The following is a 15,986-nucleotide window of genomic DNA, read 5'->3' as shown; positions in this document are numbered from 1 at the left end:
CCGCTATTCAGCGGGCGTTTTTTTATTCAAACTTCAGTGACAGTAACGACGCTTTTGCGGCTTCCTGATACTGAGCCACCAGATCTTTGGTCATATTGAAGGAGACCTGCACCGCTTTCTCGTTTTGCGAGGTAATCAGCAGCATATTGAGAATTTCAGTATCCGGCGCTTGAGAACGGAAGGTAATCAGCCACGCTTTATGTCCGTCAACTGTGACAGGTTCGGCCTGCGGGTTGAAGTTGGTCAGCATCTTCAGCGTCGCATCCTTTGCCACATCCAACTGAGCGGCAGGCAACGCGTTGCGCCCGGCGGTAATACCTAAAGACGCCTTACCGCGTTCGTCACCGTAAATCACTTGTGGACGGTTTTCAGAAGGGTATTTGATTTTTGCCATTTCGTCCGGCATCGGCGTGAGCGCCTGCGGAATTTCAAGGCTTAAATTCAGTTTTGAAATCTGTTGGCGTTCCATCTTCATCGCAGCCTGTGCCGAAACAGCCAGAAGCATAATAAAAGATGCCGTCAGTATTTTACGCAAAAGGGTCATGAATACCTCGTGATGAGTGATTAACCTCATCAGTATATGCATGCTTCTACTGGACGATAGGGTAATAATCCGTTTTTGGAATAAACATTTAGCGGATAGCGCCACCGCTATCCGCCGCTGTTTATACGGTAAAACCGAGCATCATCCCGGTGTCTTCATGCTCTAACAGATGACAATGCGCCATATAGGCATGCTCTTTTGGCGCGTCGTGGTCAAACTTCACCAAAACCTCACTCACGCCGCCTTCTACCCGTACCGTATCTTTCCATCCCGCGCGGTGCGCGGCAGGCGCTTTGCCATTTTCAGACAAAATGCGGAACTGCGTGCCGTGAATGTGGAACGGATGCAGCATCATGTCGCCCTGACCGGAAATCACCCAGCGTTCATGCTGACCCTTCGCCGCGGCAAACATCGGTTTATTCATATCAAACGCCTGGCCATTAATCCGATTGGCATTATGGAAATCGAATGTTCCATGCTTCATGTTGCCCATGTCGCCATGCTGCATATTCCCCATCTCACCGTGGTCCATATTGCCATGATTCATATTCCCGTGACCCATATTGTCATTGTCCATATGGCCCATCATTTTCCCATGATCCATACCCGCCATAGCCTGAGCGCCGTACTTCTTCATCAGCATTTGCATACCCATCATGTCGAGCATCGGATCCATAGACAATTGCAGTTTGCGCACCGTCAGCCCCTCAAGCGATGGCAGCGCGGGCATAGATGTCAGCGTATCCGGCAGCGTGCCGGAAGCGGTAATCAGCAGCGGCTGAACGCGCATCACTGGGTGCGGCTTATCAAATGGCGCAATCGCCATGCCCATCTGGCTGACAGGCAGAGTGACCAGATCAAATGCTTTACCGTCGCTCACATCCACCAGCACTTCGAAGCGTTCGCCCATCAGCATAGGTAGTTCGGTCACTTTTACCGGCTCCGCCAACAGTCCGCCATCGCTGGCAATAACGTACAAAGGACGATTGTCGCTGGCTGCAATATTCAATGAGCGCGCGTTACAACCATTCAACAGACGCAAGCGCAGCCAGCCGCGCGGTGCCGCATGCTGAGGATAAATCGCCCCGTTGGTCAGCAGCGTATCGCCAAACCAGCCGACGGCAGCGGTCATGATGTCGAGTTGATAGTTAACCTGACCATCTGCAGAGAACTGTTTGTCCTGAATAATCACCGGCACATCATCAATGCCCCACTGCTTAGGCAGCAGCAGCTTGCGAATCTCTTCATCTTCAATCAACACGAGTCCGGCCAGCCCCATCGCCACCTGGCGACCAGTCTTCCCATGCTGATGCGGGTGGAACCAGCAGGTTGCTGCGCGCTGATCCGGCGTGAAGGTCACTGAACGTTTCCCGCCCGCCGGGATAATGCCCTGCGGCCCACCGTCGACCTCTCCGGGGATTTCCAGCCCGTGCCAGTGCAACGTCGTTTCTTCGGCAAGCTGGTTGTGGATATCCACCGTGACCGCCTGCCCTTTGCTCAGCTTGACCGCTGGCCCGAGCAAGTTGCCGTTATATCCCCATGTGGTAGCAGTTTTACCTGCAAAGCTCGACTGCCCGGCTTGTGCAATCAACTGAATGCGATTAGAAGCATCGGCGGTTAACAGGTCTGGAATGGGTAATGCGGGACGGTCTGCGGCGAATACGCTCCGGCTCCACAAAGGTAACGCTGACGCGACGCCCAGCGCCACGGAGTACTTTAAAAAATCACGACGTTGCATAATCACTTCCTTATATTCAGCAGCTTAAGCAGGCTATCTTTTAAGCATAAGCCTTCCCCTTACGGGAAGGTCAAGTGAACGGCTAATAATAAAGGTCGTCGCTTCGCTCGCAGTGTGCTAACGTTTAAATTCCGTGATGCAGTGGTAGAAGCAATGAAGACGTTTTTCAGAACAGTTTTGTTCGGCAGCCTGATGGCCGTATGCGCAAATAGCTACGCGCTGAGTGAGTCCGAAGCCGAAGATATGGCCGATTTAACGGCAGTTTTTGTTTTTCTGAAAAATGACTGTGGATACCAGAATTTGCCTAACGGGCAGATTCGTCGCGCACTGGTCTTTTTTGCCCAGCAAAACCAGTGGGACCTGAGTAATTACGACACCTTCAATATGAAGGCACTGGGTGAGGACAGCTATCGCGATCTCAGCGGTATCGGCATCCCAACGGCAAAAAAATGCAAAGCGCTGGCGCGTGACTCGTTAAGCCTGCTGGCGTACGTGAAGTAACAGGCATAGCGGAGCCCGCTGGCTCCGCATGAATTAACGCTGTTGCACAAATTCACGATATGCGGCCACGACCTGAAGAAAATCCTCTACGCCGCAAAGTGAAAAGCTCTCTTCGTCGTAGTAGTTCATCCCTTCTTCCATTTCATCTCCGGTGAACTCCAGCTGATTAGCACGAACCATCACCTCTTCACCATCCAGCCAGAGCGTGTATTCATGCCCTGCTCGCTGCCAGGAGCGCTCACTGCCCTTCACCGCACGCGCCGCCTGTTCCACTTCATCCAGTAAGGCCAGGTTCTCTTTCACTTCTTCATTAAACCAGTGCCCCACCACCTCGTGGCCCATGGACATACGCACTTTTACCACCCCGGTAATATCGCGCAGAAATTCGTAATCCATAATGTCTTCCTCTGCTCCCGGCAATGCGCCAATACCGCATTGCGCCTTGCTGTAATTATCGCAGCAGCGCGGCAGAAAAAAAGCGTAGCGGGTATAAGGAATAGAAATAAAAATGCCCGGAGAAGCAGACTTCTCCGGGCATTGATGCGTTTTTAGACAAAACGCGTTAGCGCATTACACCGCGGTCTGGAAAATCACACCATCGGCTTTCTCGGTGTATTGAGACAGCTGGTCGAAGTTCAGATAACGGTAGGTATCTACGGCAGTTTTATCCACCTGCGCCACATAGGTCTGATACTCTTCCGCCGTCGGCAGTTTACCAATCAGCGCCGCAACCGCCGCCAGCTCAGCAGAAGCCAGGTAGACGTTCGCTCCGGTACCTAAACGGTTCGGGAAGTTACGGGTAGAGGTGGACACTACCGTTGCGCCGTCAGCCACACGCGCCTGGTTGCCCATGCACAGGGAACAGCCCGGGATCTCAATACGCGCGCCGCTCTTACCGAACACGCTGTAATAGCCTTCTTCGGTCAGCTGTGCCGCATCCATACGGGTTGGCGGAGCCACCCACAGACGCGTCGGCAGTTGGCCTTTATGCGCATCCAACAGCTTACCGGCGGCACGGAAGTGGCCGATGTTGGTCATACAGGAGCCGATGAACACTTCGTCGATCTTCTCGCCCTGCACGTCAGACAGCAGGCGCGCATCGTCCGGATCGTTCGGCGCACACAGGATTGGCTCTTTGATATCCGCCAGATCGATGTCGATCACCGCCGCATATTCTGCGTCAGCATCGGCTTCCAGCAGCTGCGGATCCGCCAGCCATTTTTCCATCCCCTGCACACGACGTTCCAGCGTACGGCGATCGCCATAGCCTTCAGCGATCATCCACTTCAGCAGCACGATGTTAGAGTTCAGATACTCAACGATCGGCTCTTTATTCAGTTTGATGGTACAGCCGGCAGCGGAACGTTCAGCGGAGGCATCGGTCAGTTCGAACGCCTGCTCGACTTTCAGATCCGGCAGACCTTCGATTTCAAGGATGCGGCCAGAGAAGATGTTTTTCTTACCTTTCTTCTCAACGGTCAGCAGACCCTGTTTGATCGCGTACAGCGGAATGGCGTGTACCAGATCGCGCAGGGTAATACCCGGCTGCATTTTGCCTTTGAAGCGCACCAGAACGGATTCCGGCATATCCAGCGGCATCACGCCGGTCGCCGCGGCAAACGCTACCAGACCGGAACCCGCCGGGAAGGAGATACCAATCGGGAAACGGGTATGGGAGTCACCGCCGGTGCCGACGGTATCCGGCAACAGCATGCGGTTCAGCCAGGAGTGGATAACGCCGTCCCCCGGACGCAGCGACACGCCGCCACGGTTCATAATGAAGTCCGGCAGCGTATGGTGTGTGGTCACGTCAACCGGCTTCGGATACGCGGCGGTGTGACAGAAAGACTGCATCACCAGATCAGCAGAGAAGCCCAGGCATGCCAGGTCTTTCAGTTCGTCACGGGTCATCGGGCCGGTAGTATCCTGAGAGCCCACGGAAGTCATCTTTGGTTCGCAGTACGCGCCCGGACGGATACCTTTCACGCCGCAGGCGCGACCCACCATTTTCTGTGCCAGAGAGAAGCCGCGGCTGCTTTCCGCCACGTCTTTCGCCTGACGGAAGACGTCTGAGTGCGGCAGGCCCAGCGCTTCGCGCGCTTTGGTGGTCAGGCCACGACCGATGATCAGCGGAATACGGCCACCAGCGCGCACTTCGTCGATCAGCACGTCGGTTTTCAGCTCAAAGCTTGCCAGCAGTTCGCCGGTTTCGTGGTTGCGTACTTCGCCCTTGAACGGGTAAACGTCAATCACGTCACCCATGTTCATGTTCGACACATCCACTTCGATTGGCAGCGCGCCCGCATCTTCCATGGTGTTGAAGAAGATAGGTGCAATTTTACCGCCGAGGCACAGACCGCCGCCGCGCTTGTTCGGCACATGCGGAATATCATCGCCCATGAACCACAGTACGGAGTTGGTAGCGGATTTACGCGAAGAACCGGTACCGACAACGTCACCCACATAAGCCAGCGGGTAGCCTTTTTTCTGCAGTTCTTCGATCTGTTTGATCGGACCTACCGCGCCCGGCTGATCCGGTTCGATACCTTCACGGGCGTTTTTCAGCATCGCCAGCGCGTGCAGAGGGATATCCGGGCGAGACCATGCGTCAGGAGCCGGAGAGAGGTCATCGGTGTTGGTTTCACCGGTCACTTTGAAGACGGTAACGGTGATTTTTTCAGCCAGAGCTGGACGGTTCAGGAACCATTCGGCATCGGCCCAGGACTGCATTACCTGCTTCGCATATTCGTTGCCCGCTTTGGCTTTTTCTTCTACATCGTAGAAGTTATCGAACATCAGCAGCGTTGAAGAGAGCGCTTTGGCGGCAATCGGCGCCAGTTTTGCATCGTCAAGCGCGTCAATCAGCGGATGAATGTTGTAACCACCCTGCATGGTGCCCAGCAGTTCAATGGCTTTTTCTGGCGTAACCAGCGGGGAGGTAGTGTCGCCTTTCGCGACGGCAGCGAGAAAACCAGCTTTAACATACGCGGCTTCATCTACGCCAGGAGGAACGCGGTTGATCAACAGGTCTAACAGGAATTCTTCTTCGCCCACAGGCGGGGTCTTCAGCAGCTCGACAAGTGCGGCCATTTGGGTTGCGTCTAAAGGTTTTGGCACAATCCCCTGGGCAGCACGCTCAGCTACGTGCTTACGGTATTCTTCTAGCACGACGATATCTCCTCGCTCTCATTGTCATAATGCGGCGCTTTTGTAGATGGGCGATTCTCTTCACGCTCCTGTGAGACAGTAGTTAGTAGGGTAAATGCCCGGTACCGCATAAGGCACAATAACAGGATTTTCATTAAGTGTTAATCCGTTTACAAAAAAGCAACATAAAAAATTGGCTGAATCGTTAAGAATGGTATAGCGACAAGGCGGGAGGCCATTAAGGCTACCTGAAACCGCCCTGAAACGGTTGATTTTCAAGCGTGACCTGCTGAATATTCCAGCGACTTTTCAGCCATCAGATATAATTGTGTAATAAATCTTCACACTCTTTTTCCGGACCTACCGGGTGAATCCCCAATAAAAGTCAAAACTGTCTAACACGGGTGAATAATACTCGCGGCAACAGGAACGCCTCACGGCACAGCACTTGTCTCGTTGGAGTCATTTTATGAAGTTGCCCTTTAAGCCACACCTGCTTGTCCTTCTGTGCAGTGCCGGGCTGTTTGCCGCCTCTGGCGTGATGTTCGTTAAAAGTCGCGCAACGGAGCCTGCAGCTCCAGCCCCCGTCGCACAACAACCGTCAGCGCCGGCTCCGGCTCCCGTAGAGGCCCCTGCCCCAGCGCCTGCTGCAACACCTACGTACACGGCGGCACAAATCGATCAGTGGGTTGCGCCTATCGCGCTCTATCCGGATTCACTGCTGTCGCAGATTTTGATGGCCTCAACCTACCCGGCCAACGTCATCCAGGCCGCGCAGTGGTCAAAAGACAACCCCAAAATGCAGGGTGATGCCGCCATTCAGGCCGTTGCCAGCCAACCCTGGGATCCCAGCGTGAAATCACTGGTCGCATTTCCGCAACTGATGTCGCTGATGGGTGAAAATCCGCCGTGGGTACAAAGCCTGGGTGATGCTTTCCTTGCGCAGCCGAAAGATGTTATGGATTCCGTGCAACGCCTGCGTGCGCTGGCGCGACAGACCGGTGCGTTGCAATCGACACCGCAGCAGACAGTCACCACGAGTGTGAAAAATGTGCCTCCTCCTCGTACCCAAACTCAAGAAGGAGTAACAGTTCAATCGACGGCCCCACCGGCTCCAACGGTAATCAAAATTGAATCCGCCGATCCACAGGTAGTGTACGTTCCCACCTATAACCCGAATACGGTTTACGGTACCTGGCCGAACACCGCCTATCCGCCAACCTATCTGCCGCCAACGCCCGGTGAGCAGTTTGGCAACAGCTTCGTTAACGGTTTAGGCTTCAGCCTCGGTGTTGCCACAACCTATGCCATCTTTAGCAATATCGACTGGGATGATGACGATCACCATCATAACGATGACTGGGATAACCATGGCGGTTATAACCGCAATGGTGATAACAACATTAATATCAACGTTGATAACTTCAATAAAATCAGTGGGCAACGGCTGACGGACGCTAACCGTACCTGGCAGCATAACCCGGCCTATCGCGAGGGCGTGCCGTACCCTAACAACCAGCTTAATAACCGCTTTCACTCCACTAACACGGCGACGGGATTAAGCTCAACCCAGCAAAGACCGGTCAACCGTGATAGCCAGCGTCAGGCAGCCCTGAGCCAGATGGAAAAATCGACGGGGAAAACATTCCCGCAGGCGGCGCGTCCAGGCACGAAAGACGCCCAGCGTCAGGCATCCAGCCAACAGCTGAAGCAAATTTCCCAGCGTAATAACTACCGGGGTTACGATACCAAACCGCAAACGGCGAAACGGGCGAACACTCAGCAGCGCGAAAATCGCCAGGCCGCGACCCAACGCCAGGAGAAACGGATCACGCAACCAGCGCAGCACCATAATGTACAGCAGCGTAATCTTCAACAGCGGACCAGCCAGCCACGCGCTAATGCACTGAGCGGCAACGACAGTCGCTCCGCCAGTTGGCAGGCGCAGCAGCAGCGAGGTGCTCAAAGCAGACAGGTCGCCCGCAACCAGCCATCTCGCCAGCTTTCCGGCGGTCGTGCTGAACACCGTGAATTCCGTCATCGTTAAGGGAGCCGACATGAAAAATAAACTACTCAGTGGAATGGTGTTGTTCATGGTTTCGGCCACCGCGATGGCACAGCAATCCTTCAGTACGCCAGACCAGGCGACCGATGCCCTGGCAAGCGCTATCAGCGAGCAAAATGAAAGCGCGATGAACAACTTGCTTGGGGAAAACTGGCGCGAGTTTCTGCCGCCGGAAGGCGTTGATCCTGATGCGGTTGATCGCTTCCTGCGCGACTGGAAGGTTCGCCATAACACCATCGTCGACGGCAATACCGCGCATCTGGTGGTCGGGGACAGCGACTGGCAACTGCCGATCCCCGTTGTTAAAACCGCTTCTGGCTGGCAATTTGATATCAAGGAAGCGGCGGAAGAGATCCTGACTCGAGAGATTGGGCGCAACGAACTTTCCGCGATTGAAGCATTACACGCCTATGTAGATGCTCAGCAAAGCTACTTTGCGATGAACCAAAAATACGCGCAAAAGATTGTCAGTTCTGAAGGGAAAAAAGACGGTCTGTACTGGCCTGTTTCGCCCGGCGAAGCCCCCAGCCCGCTAGGCCCGGCCTTTAGCCCACCGGAGCCAGGTACGGGCTATCACGGCTATCATTTCCGTATCCTTCCCGATAAAGCCAGCGGCTTTGCGATGGTCGCCTGGCCCGTCAGCTACGATCACACCGGTGTCATGAGTTTTATCATTAACGGTGAAGACAAGGTCTACCAGGCGGATCTTGGCGAGGAGTCGCAGCAGAAAGCTCAGGCGTTAACCGCATACCATCCGGATAAAAACTGGCAGCCCGTAGCACCCTGATCCCCAGAGGCGAAAAGTTAGGAGGCCGGGTAAGGCGAAACCGCCACCCGGCAACTTACAACAGATTACAGGATATTAGCGACGGATTTCGCCAGCTGCGCTTCGAGAACCGGTTTCGCTTCTTCGAACTTCAGATTCACCTTGTTAGCATTCGACACCACGCGGGTCTGGTATTTTGCGCGATCGCCCTGCGCGCTGCTGGTTTGCAGCTTGATGCCGGACGTCCCCTGACGCAGCGCGGCAACGTTATCCGTTGTCACTTTCGCTTTGCTGCGCTCGGAGATTTGCAGGTCAGTAACCATGGTGTAGTTCACGTCTTCTACCATGGCGTCCGCGGCCATGCCGATCAGTCCCGCCGCCAGGCCAACACCCAGCGCCGCACCGGAGGAGTTGCTGTTATAGGCGGTAATCCCCGCGCCTAAAGCAGCGCCCACCGCCGCCCCTTCGTAGCCGGTCTTCAGGAAGCCCTGAGCTTCGCGCAGATCCATTTTGTCTGCTTTCAGTACGTTCGCCTGCACCCAGTAGTAGGCGCTGTCCGGTGAACTGGTCACTTTATAGCCCTTCGCGGACAAATCGTTTGCCAGCAGGGTTTGCAGGTTACTCATGTCTTTATCAGAAGTGTTTTTTACCTGAATGTAGACGGTCTTCTCGCTGGAAGGCTCCAGCCAGATGGTTTCGCTCATCTGCGTTTTCACTTCGAGGTTACGTTTTTTAACGGCAGTGGTCATCGCACCACAACCGGTCAGCGTCATTGTCGCGACAACCATGCCAACAACCGCGATTTTTTTTAAAGACATGTATTTTCCTTTTTTCGTGTAATAGAGAGTCCAGAGCCTCTTCTCCGTGCAGCCAGTAGCCACACAATGGCGAAAAAAGTATCGGCAGTTGCGCAGTTTTTTTTAGTGGAAATATCAATAACATGACTACCAAAAATGGTAGCTTTCAGGCAAAAAAAACGCCTCCGAAGAGGCGTATTCACAAAAGCGGGAGATTACTTTTTCTTCGCTTTCGGATTTGGCAGGTCGGTGATGCTACCTTCGAAGATTTCTGCCGCCAGGCCCACGGACTCGTGCAGAGTCGGGTGAGCGTGGATGGTCAGCGCGATGTCTTCAGCGTCACAACCCATTTCGATCGCCAGACCGATTTCGCCCAGCAGCTCGCCGCCGTTGGTGCCGACAATCGCACCACCGATAACACGGTGAGATTCTTTGTCGAAGATCAGTTTGGTCATACCATCTGCGCAGTCAGAAGCGATAGCACGGCCCGAAGCAGCCCACGGGAAGGTGGCGGTTTCGTAGCTGATGCCTTTTTCTTTCGCTTCTTTCTCAGTCAGGCCAACCCATGCAACTTCTGGTTCAGTGTAGGCGATGGATGGGATAACTTTCGGATCGAAGTAGTGTTTCTTACCGGCGATAACTTCAGCGGCAACGTGACCTTCGTGAACACCTTTGTGCGCCAGCATCGGCTGACCGACGATATCGCCGATAGCAAAGATGTGCGGAACGTTGGTGCGCAGCTGTTTGTCAACGCGGATGAAGCCACGGTCATCAACTTCCACGCCAGCCTTGCCCGCATCGAGGTTTTTGCCGTTCGGTACACGACCGATAGCCACCAGCACCGCATCGTAACGCTGAGCTTCAGCAGGCGCTTTTTTGCCTTCCATGGAAACGTAGATACCGTCTTCTTTCGCTTCAACGGCGGTCACTTTGGTTTCCAGCATCAGGTTGAATTTCTTGCTGATGCGTTTGGTGAAGACTTTAACCACGTCTTTATCGGCAGCCGGGATAACCTGGTCAAACATTTCAACCACGTCGATCTCTGAACCCAGCGCATGGTACACGGTACCCATTTCCAGACCGATGATACCGCCGCCCATTACCAGCAGGCGCTTAGGAACAGTTTTCAGTTCCAGAGCATCAGTGGAATCCCACACGCGTGGGTCTTCATGCGGAATGAATGGCAGTTCGATCGGACGGGAACCCGCCGCGATGATCGCGTTGTCGAAGTTGATCACGGTTTTGCCGTTTTCGCCTTCAACTTCCAGGGTGTTAGCCCCGGTAAATTTACCCAGACCGTTAACCACTTTCACTTTACGGCCTTTGGCCATACCAGCCAGACCGCCGGTCAGTTGAGTGATAACTTTTTCTTTCCAGGTACGAATCTTGTCGATATCGGTTTTCGGCTCGCCAAAAACGATACCGTGTTCAGCCAGCGCTTTGGCTTCTTCGATAACTTTTGCTACGTGCAGCAGCGCTTTAGAAGGGATACAGCCGACGTTCAGACAAACACCACCGAGGGTGCTGTAACGTTCTACGATGACGGTCTCCAGACCTAAATCTGCGCAACGGAAGGCAGCAGAGTAACCTGCAGGGCCTGCCCCAAGTACCACGACCTGAGTTTTGATTTCAGTGCTCATCATGACCTCTTAATTTATACCCGTCGTCCACCGGGTCGTTCTATCCGCCCGTATTTTACAAAATTGTTAACAATTTTGAAACAACAAACGGCAACCGATTTGTCTTTCGCACAATAACCTCACTGACTTCATGAGATTACCAGAAAAAAGCCGGCCGTCGGGCCGGCTTTTTCGCTTACATCACCAGGCGGCGAATGTCAGACAGCATGTTGTTGATGATGGTGATAAAGCGCGCACCATCCGCACCGTCGATTACGCGGTGGTCGAAGGAGAGCGAAATCGGCATCATCAGACGCGGCATAAACTCTTTACCGTTCCACACTGGCTCCATAGAGGACTTGGAGACACCGAGGATAGCCACTTCCGGCGCGTTCACAATCGGCGCGAAGTGGGTAGTACCCAGGCCACCGATGCTGGAGATGGTGAAGCAACCGCCCTGCATTTCGCCAGCGGTCAGCTTGCCATCACGTGCTTTCTTGGAGATGGTGGTCAGTTCACGAGACAGCTCGGTAATGCTCTTCTTGTTCACGTCTTTGAAGACCGGAACAACCAGACCATTCGGCGTATCCACCGCAACACCGATGTTGATGTATTTTTTCAGGGTCAGGCGCTGACCGTCTTCAGACAGGGAGCTGTTGAAGCGTGGCATCTGTTCCAGAGCGGCGGCAACGGCTTTCATGATGAAGACCACTGGGGTGAATTTCACGTCCAGTTTACGTTTTTCAGCTTCCGCGTTCTGCTGTTTACGGAACGCTTCCAGATCGGTGATATCAGTTTTGTCGAAGTGCGTAACGTGCGGGATCATCACCCAGTTACGGCTCAGGTTAGCACCAGAGATTTTCTGGATACGGCCCAGTTCCACTTCTTCGATTTCACCAAACTTGCTGAAGTCCACTTTCGGCCAGGGCAGCATGCCCGGGATACCGCCACCAGCCGCAGCCGGTGCAGACTCGGCGCGTTTGATAGCGTCTTTCACGTAAGCCTGAACGTCTTCACGCAGGATACGACCTTTACGGCCAGAACCTTTCACTTTCGCCAGGTTCACACCGAATTCGCGCGCCAGGCGACGAATCAGCGGCGTTGCATGAACGTAAGCGTCGTTCTCAGCAAACTCAGATTTGCCTTCCGCTTTCGCTGCTGACGCCGCGGCTGGTTTAGCAGCCTGAGCCGGTGCAGCGGCCGGAGCCGGAGCTGCGGCTTGCGCAGGAGCGGCAGCAGGCGCTGCGCCTTCAACTTCGAAGACCATAATCAGAGAACCGGTTTTGACTTTGTCGCCGGTGCTGATTTTGATTTCTTTCACGGTGCCCGCGAACGGTGCCGGAACTTCCATAGAGGCTTTGTCACCTTCTACGGTGATCAGTGACTGCTCAGCGGCAATTTTATCGCCCACTTTAACCATCACTTCAGTGACTTCAACTTCGTCACCGCCGATATCCGGTACGTTAACTTCTTTCGAGCCAGAAGCTGCCGGAGCCGCCGCTGCTGCTGGAGCTGCCGCTTGAGCCGGTGCTGCAGCAGGCGCTGCGCCCGCAACTTCAAAGACCATAATCAGCGAGCCGGTAGACACTTTGTCGCCGGTGTTGATTTTGATCTCTTTAACAGTACCTGCGAACGGCGCCGGCACTTCCATAGAGGCTTTGTCGCCTTCTACGGTGATCAGAGACTGTTCAGCCGCAACGGTGTCGCCGACTTTAACCATGACCTCGGTAACTTCAACTTCGTCACCACCGATGTCCGGTACGTGTACTTCTTTCGCTGCTGAGGCGGCAGGTGCTGCTGCCGGAGCTGCTTCTTTCTTCTCTTCTGCCGGAGCAGGTGCAGCGGCTGCTGCACCATCGGCGGAATCGAAAATCATGATCAGTTTGCCGGTCTCAGTTTTGTCGCCAACAGAGACTTTGATCTCTTTAACGATACCAGCCTGAGGAGACGGAACTTCCATAGAGGCTTTGTCGCCTTCTACGGTGATCAGCGACTGTTCAGCTTCAACTTTGTCGCCCACTTTGACCAGGATCTCGGTGATTTCAACTTCATCAGCCCCGATGTCCGGTACATTGATTTCGATAGCCATTATTCTTTTACCTCTTACGCCAGACGCGGGTTAACTTTATCTGCATCGATGTTGAATTTGATGATTGCGTCTGCAACCACTTTCTTATCGATTTCGCCACGTTTAGCCAGTTCGCCCAGGGCCGCTACAACCACGTAGGAAGCATCAACTTCGAAGTGGTGACGCAGGTTTTCACGGCTGTCAGAGCGACCGAAACCGTCAGTACCCAGTACGCGATAATCATCAGCCGGTACATAAGTACGAACCTGTTCGGCAAACAGTTTCATATAGTCAGTAGATGCTACTGCCGGAGCGTCGTTCATCACCTGAGCGATGTACGGAACGCGCGGAGTTTCCATCGGGTGCAGCATGTTCCAGCGCTCACAATCCTGGCCATCACGCGCCAGTTCAGTGAAGGAAGTTACGCTGTAAACGTCAGAGCCTACACCGTAGTCGTTCGCCAGAATCTGTGCTGCTTCACGCACGTGACGCAGGATAGAACCGGAGCCCAGCAGCTGAACTTTACCTTTCTTACCTTCGAGGGTTTCGAGTTTGTAGATACCTTTACGGATACCTTCCTCGGCACCTGCTGGCATTGCCGGCATGTGGTAGTTTTCGTTCAGCGTGGTGATGTAGTAGTAAACGTTCTCTTGTTTCTCACCGTACATACGCTCCAGGCCATCGTGCATGATGACTGCAACTTCGTACGCGTAAGACGGATCGTAAGAGATACAGTTCGGGATAGTCAGAGACTGAATATGGCTGTGACCATCTTCGTGCTGCAGACCTTCGCCGTTCAGCGTAGTACGACCAGAAGTACCCCCTACCAGGAAGCCGCGAGCCTGTTGGTCGCCAGCCTGCCAGCACAGGTCGCCGATACGCTGGAACCCGAACATGGAGTAGTAGATGTAGAACGGAATCATCGGCAGATCGTTGGTGCTGTAAGAGGTCGCAGCAGCCAGCCAGGATGCGCCAGCACCCAGTTCGTTGATACCTTCCTGCAGGATCTGACCTTTCTCGTCTTCTTTATAGTAAGCAACCTGCTCACGGTCCTGCGGGGTGTACTGCTGACCGTTCGGGCTGTAGATACCGATCTGACGGAACAGGCCTTCCATACCGAAAGTACGCGCTTCGTCAGCGATGATCGGAACCAGACGATCTTTGATCGACTTGTTCTTCAGCATCACGTTCAGGGCACGAACGAAAGCGATAGTGGTGGAGATTTCTTTGTTCTGCTCTTCCAGCAGCGCACCGAAGTCTTCCAGAGCTGGCAGTTCCAGCTTCTCGGTGAAGTTCGGCTGACGAGCAGGCAGGTAGCCGTGCAGTTTCTGACGCTGAGCGTGCAGATAAGTGTGCTCTTCAGAACCTTCCGGGAAGGTGATGTAAGACAGGTTTTCAACCTGCTCGTCGGTCACAGGAACGTTGAAACGGTCGCGGATATAACGCACGCCGTCCATGTTCATTTTCTTAACCTGGTGAGCGATGTTTTTACCTTCAGCGGTGTCACCCATGCCGTAACCTTTAATGGTATGGGCGAGGATTACAGTTGCTTTGCCTTTGGTTTCCTGCGCTTTTTTCAGTGCAGCGTAAACTTTCTTCGGATCGTGACCACCGCGGTTCAGAGACCAAATCTGCTCATCAGTCCAGTCAGCAACCAGGGCTGCAGTTTCCGGGTATTTACCGAAGAAGTGCTCACGTACGTATGCGCCATCTTTGGATTTGAAGGTCTGGTAGTCGCCGTCAACAGTTTCGTTCATCAGTTGGATCAGTTTACCGCTGGTGTCTTTACGCAGCAGCTCATCCCAACGACCGCCCCACATGACTTTGATTACGTTCCAGCCAGCACCCGCGAAGATGCCTTCCAGTTCGTTAACAATCTTGCCGTTACCGGTTACCGGGCCGTCAAGACGCTGCAGGTTACAGTTGATAACAAAGACCAGGTTGTCCAGTTTTTCACGGGTCGCGATGGTGATAGCGCCCTTAGATTCTGGCTCATCCATCTCGCCGTCGCCCAGGAAGGCGTAAACGGTTTGTTTAGAGGTATCTTTCAGGCCACGGTGTTCCAGATATTTCAGGAACTTAGCCTGGTAGATGGCACCGATTGGGCCCAGACCCATAGATACGGTCGGGAACTGCCAGAATTCCGGCATCAGTTTCGGGTGCGGGTAGGAAGACAGGCCTTTGCCATGTACTTCCTGACGGAAGTTGTTCATCTGCTCTTCAGTCAGACGACCTTCCAGGAATGCGCGTGCGTAGATGCCCGGAGAGATGTGGCCCTGGAAGTACACCAGATCGCCGCCATCTTGCTCGTTGCGTGCACGGAAGAAGTGGTTGAAGCAAACATCATATACCGTTGCGGAGGACTGGAAGGATGCCATGTGGCCACCCAGCTCGAGGTCCTTTTTAGACGCGCGCAGTACGGTCATGATGGCGTTCCAACGGATAGCAGAACGAATACGACGTTCCAGCTCCAGATTGCCCGGGTATTCCGGTTCATCTTCAACGGCAATAGTGTTTACATAATTGCTGGCCCCTGCACCTGCCGCTACTTTCACGCCGCCTTTGCGGGCTTCTGAAAGCAGTTGGTCGATCAGATACTGAGCACGCTCAACACCTTCTTCACGGATGACCGATTCGATCGCCTGTAGCCAGTCGCGAGTTTCGATCGGATCCACGTCATTTGGGAAACGTTCTGACATGGGGGTATTCCTTATCTATCTAATACGTTGAGTTATCTGGAA

At 53.9% G+C, this 15,986-nt stretch carries 11 protein-coding genes; 3 read left to right on the top strand and 8 right to left on the bottom strand.

What is annotated here, in order from left to right:
• Positions 1-22: 22 nt before the first annotated feature.
• Complete coding sequence (locus OGV80_RS05315; protein WP_043018449.1) at positions 23-544, bottom strand: hypothetical protein; 522 nt, start codon at positions 542-544, stop codon at positions 23-25.
• Between the two features lie 121 nt (positions 545-665).
• Complete coding sequence (cueO, locus tag OGV80_RS05310; protein ID WP_043018448.1) at positions 666-2,282, bottom strand: multicopper oxidase CueO; 1,617 nt, start codon at positions 2,280-2,282, stop codon at positions 666-668.
• Between the two features lie 153 nt (positions 2,283-2,435).
• On the opposite strand from cueO, the gene OGV80_RS05305 reads away from it, so the two are divergent.
• A complete protein-coding gene (locus OGV80_RS05305; RefSeq protein ID WP_003018667.1) occupies positions 2,436-2,783 on the top strand; it encodes a YacC family pilotin-like protein in 348 nt (115 codons plus the stop codon).
• A 33-nt stretch (positions 2,784-2,816) separates the two neighbouring features.
• Here the strand turns inward: OGV80_RS05305 and yacL are convergent, their stop codons facing one another.
• The gene (yacL, locus tag OGV80_RS05300) at positions 2,817-3,179 is read right to left on the bottom strand and encodes a protein YacL (protein ID WP_043018447.1); all 363 of its coding nucleotides are present in this window, start codon (positions 3,177-3,179) and stop codon (positions 2,817-2,819) included.
• A gap of 174 nt (positions 3,180-3,353) precedes the next feature.
• Positions 3,354-5,951: a bifunctional aconitate hydratase 2/2-methylisocitrate dehydratase gene (gene acnB, locus OGV80_RS05295; protein ID WP_016151723.1), complete on the bottom strand. Its 2,598-nt coding sequence runs from the start codon at positions 5,949-5,951 to the stop codon at positions 3,354-3,356.
• 448 nt (positions 5,952-6,399) lie between these two features.
• On the opposite strand from acnB, the gene OGV80_RS05290 reads away from it, so the two are divergent.
• The gene (locus OGV80_RS05290; RefSeq protein WP_286513936.1) at positions 6,400-7,977 is read left to right on the top strand and encodes a DUF3300 domain-containing protein; all 1,578 of its coding nucleotides are present in this window, start codon (positions 6,400-6,402) and stop codon (positions 7,975-7,977) included.
• A 10-nt stretch (positions 7,978-7,987) separates the two neighbouring features.
• Positions 7,988-8,782 carry a DUF2950 family protein gene (locus tag OGV80_RS05285; RefSeq protein ID WP_087051020.1) on the top strand — a complete coding sequence of 265 codons (795 nt, stop codon included), beginning with the start codon at positions 7,988-7,990 and terminating at the stop codon, positions 8,780-8,782.
• Positions 8,783-8,847: 65 nt separating this feature from the next.
• On the opposite strand, the gene traT is transcribed toward OGV80_RS05285, so the two are convergent.
• From traT to aceE, 4 genes are all read right to left on the bottom strand, one after another.
• On the bottom strand, positions 8,848-9,579 hold the full coding sequence (traT, locus tag OGV80_RS05280; protein ID WP_043018444.1) for a conjugal transfer complement resistance protein TraT: 732 nt from the start codon (positions 9,577-9,579) through the stop codon (positions 8,848-8,850).
• A gap of 194 nt (positions 9,580-9,773) precedes the next feature.
• Complete coding sequence (lpdA, locus tag OGV80_RS05275) at positions 9,774-11,198, bottom strand: dihydrolipoyl dehydrogenase (protein WP_003829486.1); 1,425 nt, start codon at positions 11,196-11,198, stop codon at positions 9,774-9,776.
• 175 nt (positions 11,199-11,373) lie between these two features.
• A complete protein-coding gene (gene aceF, locus OGV80_RS05270) occupies positions 11,374-13,266 on the bottom strand; it encodes a pyruvate dehydrogenase complex dihydrolipoyllysine-residue acetyltransferase (RefSeq protein ID WP_286513933.1) in 1,893 nt (630 codons plus the stop codon).
• 14 nt (positions 13,267-13,280) lie between these two features.
• Positions 13,281-15,944, bottom strand: a complete 2,664-nt coding sequence (gene aceE / locus OGV80_RS05265) for a pyruvate dehydrogenase (acetyl-transferring), homodimeric type (protein ID WP_043018442.1) — start codon at positions 15,942-15,944, stop codon at positions 13,281-13,283.
• Positions 15,945-15,986 lie beyond the last annotated feature (42 nt).

The organism is Citrobacter sp. Ce119 (genome assembly GCF_030334525.1).
In the GTDB taxonomy this organism is placed as follows: Bacteria; Pseudomonadota; Gammaproteobacteria; order Enterobacterales; family Enterobacteriaceae; genus Citrobacter; species Citrobacter europaeus.
Note: the sequence above shows the minus strand (reverse complement) of the source record. Positions and strands in the feature narration are given on the sequence as shown.